Here is a 6,222-nt window from a genome sequence, read left to right as displayed (position 1 = left end):
CCCCCCCCCCCCCCCCCCCCCCCCCCCCCCCCCCCCCCCCCCCCCCCCCCCCCCCCCCCCCCCCCCCCCCCCCCCCCCCCCCCCCCCCCCCCCCCCCCCCCCCCCCCCCCCCCCCCCCCCCCCCCCCGCTCCTGGGCGTCGAGAGGGACGGTCAGCGCTTGCGCGCGTCGAGCGCGCCCACGCCCTTCCAGGCGAGCGGCAAGAGGGCCGCTGCGAAGATCGCCTTCACGACATCGCCGAGGACGAACGGGAAGAAGCCGGCGCCGAGGGTCGCGCCGATGAGGGTGTCGTAGCCCATCGCGTCCTGCCAGACCGCCGGCCCGAAGTTCGCGAGCGAGACAGCGAGCCACGGAAGCCCGAACACGTACATGACGACGCTTCCGGACAGGAAGGCGACGAACATCCCGAGCACCTTCCGGTCCCACGCGCGACGCGCCAGCCCGCCGACCAGAGCCGCGGCCGCGATGAAACCGAGGATGAACCCGCCCGTGGTGAGCGCGAAGAGGCTGCCCGAATGGCCGTCTGCGAAGATCGGCAGTCCCACGAGACCCAGGACGAGATACACCGAGAGGGAGAGCACTCCTCGCAGCGGCCCGAGAGCGGTCCCCACCAGGAGCACCGCGAAGGTCTGCGCCGTCAACGGAACCGGCCAGAAGGGGATGACGATCTGGGCGGCGAGTGCGACCAGGGCGGTTCCGACCGCGATGAGCGCAGCATCCGTCGCCAGGGAGAGTGCGCGCGAGCGTGAAGGAACCACATGATCGGCCAGGACGCGGTGACGGGGGGATGCGGTGAGTGACATCGTGCTCCTTCGGACGGCAGGACGGGAGCGGTGCCCCGTTTCCCGACTCATCCTAGGGGGCGCTCACCCGGGCCCGTCCGCGTCCTGCCCGGGCTCGCGCCCCCACCTCCGAGGGGGCACTCAGAGACCGCTCGGACGGGGCGCCTATACTGAGGGTTTGGCCCGTCGGCCACACCTCCCCACACTTCAGGAAACGGACGTCTGCTGTGCTCGCCGTGCACGATCTCGAAATCCGCGTGGGCGCCCGCGTCCTCATGTCGGACGTCTCGTTCCGCGTCTCCGACGGAGACAAGGTCGGTCTGGTCGGGCGCAACGGGGCGGGGAAGACCACACTCACCAAGGTGCTCGCGGGCGATCTCCTGCCCGCGGACGGCAAGGTCGAGCGGTCGGGTGAACTCGGCTACCTCCCGCAGGATCCCCGCTCGGGCGACCCCGAGATGCTCGCCCGTACGCGCATCCTCGATGCCCGCGGACTCGGAACGATCGCTCTGGGCATGCACGACGCCACGATGGCGATGGGCGACGCCGACGAAGCCGTCGCGGCGAAAGCGATGCGCTCTTACGGTCAGCTGACGGAGCGCTTCGAAGCGCTCGGCGGCTACACCGCCGAGGCCGAGGCGGCGTCGATCGCGAACAACCTCTCGCTTCCCGACCGTATCCTCGATCAGCCGCTGAAGACCCTCTCGGGTGGACAGCGCCGCCGCATCGAGCTCGCCCGCATCCTGTTCTCGGACGCCGAGTCGATGATCCTCGACGAGCCCACGAACCACCTCGACGCCGACAGCGTCGTGTGGCTGCGCGAGTTCCTCAAGAACTACAAGGGCGGACTGATCGTGATCAGTCACGATGTGGAGCTGGTCGGAGAGACGGTCAACCGCGTTTTCTACCTCGACGCGAACCGTCAGATCATCGACGTCTACAACATGAACTGGAAGAACTACCTCCGTCAGCGTGTCGCCGACGAAGAGCGCCGCAAGAAGGAACGCGTCAACGTCGAGAAGAAGGCGACCCAGCTGCAGATGCAGGCCGCCCGTTTCGGTGCGAAGGCGTCGAAGGCCGCGGCGGCGCACCAGATGGTGGCCCGCGCCGAGAAGATGCTGTCGGGGCTGGACGACGTCCGCCAGGAGGATCGCGTGGCCAAGCTGCGGTTCCCGAAGCCCGCGCCCTGCGGGAAGACCCCGCTGATGGCATCGGGACTGTCGAAGTCGTACGGATCGCTGGAGATCTTCACGGATGTCGACCTGGCGATCGACCGCGGGTCGAAGGTCGTCGTCCTCGGCCTGAACGGCGCGGGGAAGACGACGCTCCTGCGCATCCTCGCGGGCGTGGACAAACCCGACACCGGGCAGCTCGAGCCGGGCCACGGATTGAAGATCGGGTATTACGCGCAGGAGCACGAGAACCTGGACGTATCGCGTTCCGTCCTCGAGAACATGATGTCGGCCGCTCCGCACATCACCGCCACCGAGGCGCGCAAGGTGCTCGGGTCGTTCCTGTTCACCGGCGACGACGTGCTCAAGCCCGCAGGCGTCCTCTCGGGCGGCGAGAAGACGCGTCTGTCACTGGCCACGCTGGTCGTGTCCTCTGCCAACATGCTGCTGCTCGACGAGCCCACGAACAACCTCGATCCTGCGTCGCGTGAAGAGATCCTCGACGCCCTCGCGCATTACGAGGGTGCCGTGGTGCTCGTATCGCACGACGAGGGGGCGGTCGTCTCACTCAACCCCGAGCGGGTGCTGATCCTCCCGGACGGCGTCGAGGACATCTGGGGCCGCGACTACATCGACCTGATCACGCTCGCCTGATCAGGTCTGCACCCCGACCGATCGCGAAGCCCGCGCCGGTCAGCGGTGGCTGTCGGCGAGGGCGTCCTCGTCCGCGGCGTCGCGGTCTCTGCGACGGGCGCGATCCCGCTCGCGGGTGACGGATGCCGGAGGCTCCGGCTCGCGGCCTTCGGCGCGCGCCTGCGCGGCGAGAATCTGCTCCTCCGCCTCTTCGCGCCGGTGCCGTCGCTCACTGCGGATGACGTACCAGATGAAGATGAAGCCCATCACGGCGAACAGGATCCACTGGACGGCGTACGACAGGTAGGGTCCGGGATCATCGGACGGCGATTCCAGCGGGGTGGGCGTCACTGCGGCCGCGGGGTCCTCGGACACCATGATCCCGTAGGCGCCCTGCTCGACAGGCGCGGGGAGGACGGGATCGAGCAGCCCGGCGATCACCGGGAGATTGATCGTGGGCACCTGGCCATCGGGCGCCGTCGTCCGCCCCGACCGCGGAAGGTCCTCGCCGGGTCGCACCCGGGCGATGACCTCGACCTCGCCGGCGGGAGCCGCGGGCACGGTGTCGGGGTCGGCGTGCTGGTCACCGGGCGGGACCCACCCGCGATCGATCATCAGAACGCGTCCGTCGTCGGTCGCGAACGGGACGAGCACTTCGTAGGCCGCCGTTCCGCCATGGGGCCGATTCCGCACGAGAAGCTGCTGCTCGGACAGGTACTGCCCTCGCAGAAGCACCGGCTGCCACTCCGTGCCCGGCACCAGCGCGCCGTCGTCGGTGAGGACGTCGGAGACGGCGACCGGATCCGCGTCGTAGTTCTGCGCGATCAGCGTCAACTGCTCGCTGCGCCAGGAGTTGCGCGAGAACTGCCACTGGGACAGGAACGCGCACGCGATGGCGAACACGATCGCGATCGCGATGTACAGGGTCCAGCGCATGGCCGGTGTGGCCGTCCGGCGGCTCATGCGGCGCCGTCCACGCCCGCGCCGGAGTGGAGCAGTGCCACCTCGACGGGGAACTCGCGGGCGGCGAGGAATTCTCGCAGGTACGCGACGTGGTCATCGCACGCCACCCATGTCTTGCGACGATCCGCCGCGTGGATGCGGGGGTTGCGCCATTCCACCCGCCAGCGCGCCGGCACGCGGCATCCGGCTCTCGAGCAGTCGGGGGCGTCGACCGCTGCGGTCATCGCACCGTGTCCGGCGCGTCCGTCGGGGGTCGCGGGGTGGACTCGTGCAGCTGGATGATCAGGGGAGCGGGTGTCGCGGGCGCCGGGGTTCGCGTGGTCGGTGCGGCCTCCAGCTGACGCTCGGGGTTCTCGAGCACCGGGGTGTCGTGCACGTCCGAACCGACGTTGGCGACGACCATCGCGAAGTAGGGCAGGAACACCGCAGCGGCCGCCAGAACCCAGGTGTACCAGCCGAAGGGCTGCAGCACCAGGATCAGCACGAAGCACAGGACGCGGATGCCCATCATCAGGAGATAGCGCGTCGATCGTGACGACGCATCGTCCTTCGGAGCCCGCGGGAGCGAGGTCGCGGACTGGGGGTGTGCCGACGCCTTCATCACGCGTCAAGAATACGCCGCGTGGAGGGGGTGGGCGCCGGATCGAGCGCCTCAATAGCCCCTGGACTGGCTGGCCACGACGCCGATGAAAAGGAAGAACAGGATGACCCCGAGGATCGACAGCGCGAGGCCCACGTAGCCGACGATGAGCCCGGCCGTACCGAGTCCCTTGCCCTGTTCGCCCGACGTGCGCAACTGCTTCAGGGAGATGTGGCCGGTGATCACCGCGACGATGGATCCGATGAACGGGATGAAGACCATGCCGGCGATCGCCGAGACGAGCGACACGATCGCGAGACTGTTCGTCTTGGCCGGGGCGGGGTAGCCGCGGTAGGCGGGTGGGGCGGGGTAGCCGGCAGCACCGTACGCCGGGGGAGCGGTGGCGTATCCCGGAGCCGGCGAGTAGCCGGATGCGCCGCCGTACTCGGGCGTCGCATACGGCGGAGCCGCCGGAGCGTCGTACGCGGGTGGCGTGGCCGGCCGCGGGACCTCGGGGCCGGTGTGGTCGGAATTCGTGTCGGACACGGGACGCCTTTCGTCAGAGCTTCCGTCCAGCGTGTCAGCGAGCGCCGGACAGGTCAATCCGAGCGTCGCTCGACGCCGTGGGCCGGGGGCGGTCCGACTACTCTGAACGGGTCCCCGAACAAGGAGTGCCCATGTCAGACGGTCGTGTCGTCCTCATCACCGGTGGAAACCGCGGCATCGGTCGTGCGATCGCCGAACGCTTCGTGGCGGAGGGCTATCGGGTGGCTGTCACCGCACGATCGGGCGAAGGTCCGGAGGGCACGCTCACTGTGCGGGCCGATGTGACGGATGCTGCGGCCGTCGATGCCGCGTTCAGCCAGGTCGAGCAGGCACTCGGACCCATCGAGATCGTCGTCGCCAATGCCGGTGTGACGAAGGACACGCTCCTGCTGCGTATGACCGAGGACGATTTCGACAGCGTCATCGCGACGAACCTCGGCGGTGCCTTCCGGGTGGTCAAGCGCGCATCCAAGGGGATGCTGCGCGCACGCTGGGGCCGGGTCATCCTGATCTCCAGCGTCGTCGGGCTCTACGGGTCCGCGGGTCAGGTCAACTACGCGGCGTCCAAGAGCGGGCTCGTCGGCTTCGCCCGCTCGCTGACCCGCGAACTCGGAGCGCGCGGCATCACCGCGAACGTGGTCGCGCCCGGCTTCATCGAAACGGACATGACGGCTGAGCTGCCCGAGCAGACGCAGGCCGAATACAAGAAGAACATCCCCGCCGGCAGATTCGCCACCACGGACGAGGTCGCGGGTGTCGTCACGTGGCTGGCTTCGGACGCCGCGGCCTACATCTCGGGGGCCGTCATTCCGGTCGACGGCGGCCTGGGTATGGGTCATTGACGCGCCGCTCGCCGTTCAGGGCAGCAGGGGTATGACCTCTCGGAGGTCGACGGGGCCGACGACCAGATCGGCCTGAGCGCGCACGGCCGGCTTGGCATTGAAGGCCAGGCCGAGGCCGGCGGCCGCCATCATCCTGAGGTCGTTGGCGCCGTCGCCGATGGCGATCGTCCGCGTGAGCGGGACGTCGGCCTCGGCGGCCCAGGTGCGCAGCCAACGGGCTTTGGCCTCGGCATCCACGATCTGTCCGTCCACGGTCCCCGCAAGCACCCCGCGCTCGACCGCCAGCCGGTTCGCCCGCCAGACATCGACGCCCAGGTCGGGGGCGACGGTGTCGAGGATCTCGTGAAACCCCCCCGACACGACGCCGACGCGCCCGCCACGACCGTGCACCGCGGCGATGAGTTCGTGCACACCGGGCGTCGGTTCGATCCTCGACAGCACCCGCCCGAATGCCGACACCGCGACCCCCTCGAGCGCACGCACCCGGGTGCGCAGGCTCTCGGCGAAGTCCACCTCGCCGCGCATCGCGGCTTCGGTCGCGGCCGCCACCTCGACACCCCGGCCCGCTTCATCGGCGATCAGCTCGATGACCTCGTTGCGGATGAGCGTGGAGTCCGCATCGAGCACGACCAGGAAGCGCGAGAAGGAGTCCGACACGCTCTCACCGTAACGAACGGCACGAGTCGTCACCGACCCGCGGAAGAT

Annotated in this window: 8 protein-coding genes; 2 read left to right on the top strand and 6 right to left on the bottom strand. The window is 69.5% G+C overall.

What is annotated here, in order from left to right:
* Positions 1 to 151: 151 nt before the first annotated feature.
* Entirely contained in the window at positions 152 to 802 is a 651-nt protein-coding gene (locus ACFXOO_RS07305; protein WP_394563157.1) for a biotin transporter BioY, read from the bottom strand.
* A gap of 206 nt (positions 803 to 1,008) precedes the next feature.
* On the opposite strand from ACFXOO_RS07305, the gene ACFXOO_RS07300 reads away from it, so the two are divergent.
* Positions 1,009 to 2,607, top strand: coding sequence for an ABC-F family ATP-binding cassette domain-containing protein (locus ACFXOO_RS07300; RefSeq protein WP_378839986.1), 1,599 nt, complete (start codon positions 1,009 to 1,011; stop codon positions 2,605 to 2,607).
* A gap of 39 nt (positions 2,608 to 2,646) precedes the next feature.
* Here the strand turns inward: ACFXOO_RS07300 and ACFXOO_RS07295 are convergent, their stop codons facing one another.
* Genes ACFXOO_RS07295 through ACFXOO_RS07280 form a run of 4 tightly spaced genes read right to left on the bottom strand, consistent with a single transcriptional unit; the run spans position 2,647 to position 4,675 of the window.
* A complete protein-coding gene (locus ACFXOO_RS07295) occupies positions 2,647 to 3,549 on the bottom strand; it encodes an SURF1 family protein (protein WP_394563156.1) in 903 nt (300 codons plus the stop codon).
* Complete coding sequence (locus tag ACFXOO_RS07290) at positions 3,546 to 3,773, bottom strand: hypothetical protein (RefSeq protein ID WP_378839981.1); 228 nt, start codon at positions 3,771 to 3,773, stop codon at positions 3,546 to 3,548. The genes ACFXOO_RS07295 and ACFXOO_RS07290 overlap by 4 nt, the downstream gene beginning before the upstream one ends.
* Positions 3,770 to 4,150: a DUF3099 domain-containing protein gene (locus ACFXOO_RS07285; protein WP_378840672.1), complete on the bottom strand. Its 381-nt coding sequence runs from the start codon at positions 4,148 to 4,150 to the stop codon at positions 3,770 to 3,772. Before ACFXOO_RS07285 ends, ACFXOO_RS07290 begins: the two co-directional genes overlap by 4 nt.
* Before the next feature lie 51 nt (positions 4,151 to 4,201).
* Entirely contained in the window at positions 4,202 to 4,675 is a 474-nt protein-coding gene (locus ACFXOO_RS07280) for a DUF4190 domain-containing protein (protein WP_394563155.1), read from the bottom strand.
* A gap of 131 nt (positions 4,676 to 4,806) precedes the next feature.
* Here ACFXOO_RS07280 and fabG point away from each other — a divergent pair, with 131 nt between their 5' ends.
* On the top strand, positions 4,807 to 5,517 hold the full coding sequence (gene fabG / locus ACFXOO_RS07275; RefSeq protein WP_378850225.1) for a 3-oxoacyl-ACP reductase FabG: 711 nt from the start codon (positions 4,807 to 4,809) through the stop codon (positions 5,515 to 5,517).
* Between the two features lie 15 nt (positions 5,518 to 5,532).
* On the opposite strand, the gene serB is transcribed toward fabG, so the two are convergent.
* Entirely contained in the window at positions 5,533 to 6,174 is a 642-nt protein-coding gene (serB, locus tag ACFXOO_RS07270; RefSeq protein ID WP_394563153.1) for a phosphoserine phosphatase SerB, read from the bottom strand.
* Between the last annotated feature and the right edge of the window lie 48 nt (positions 6,175 to 6,222).

Source organism: Microbacterium sp. P03 (genome assembly GCF_043556235.1).
Classification (GTDB): Bacteria; Actinomycetota; Actinomycetes; order Actinomycetales; family Microbacteriaceae; genus Microbacterium.
This window is presented reverse-complemented; position numbering and strand designations above follow the sequence as displayed.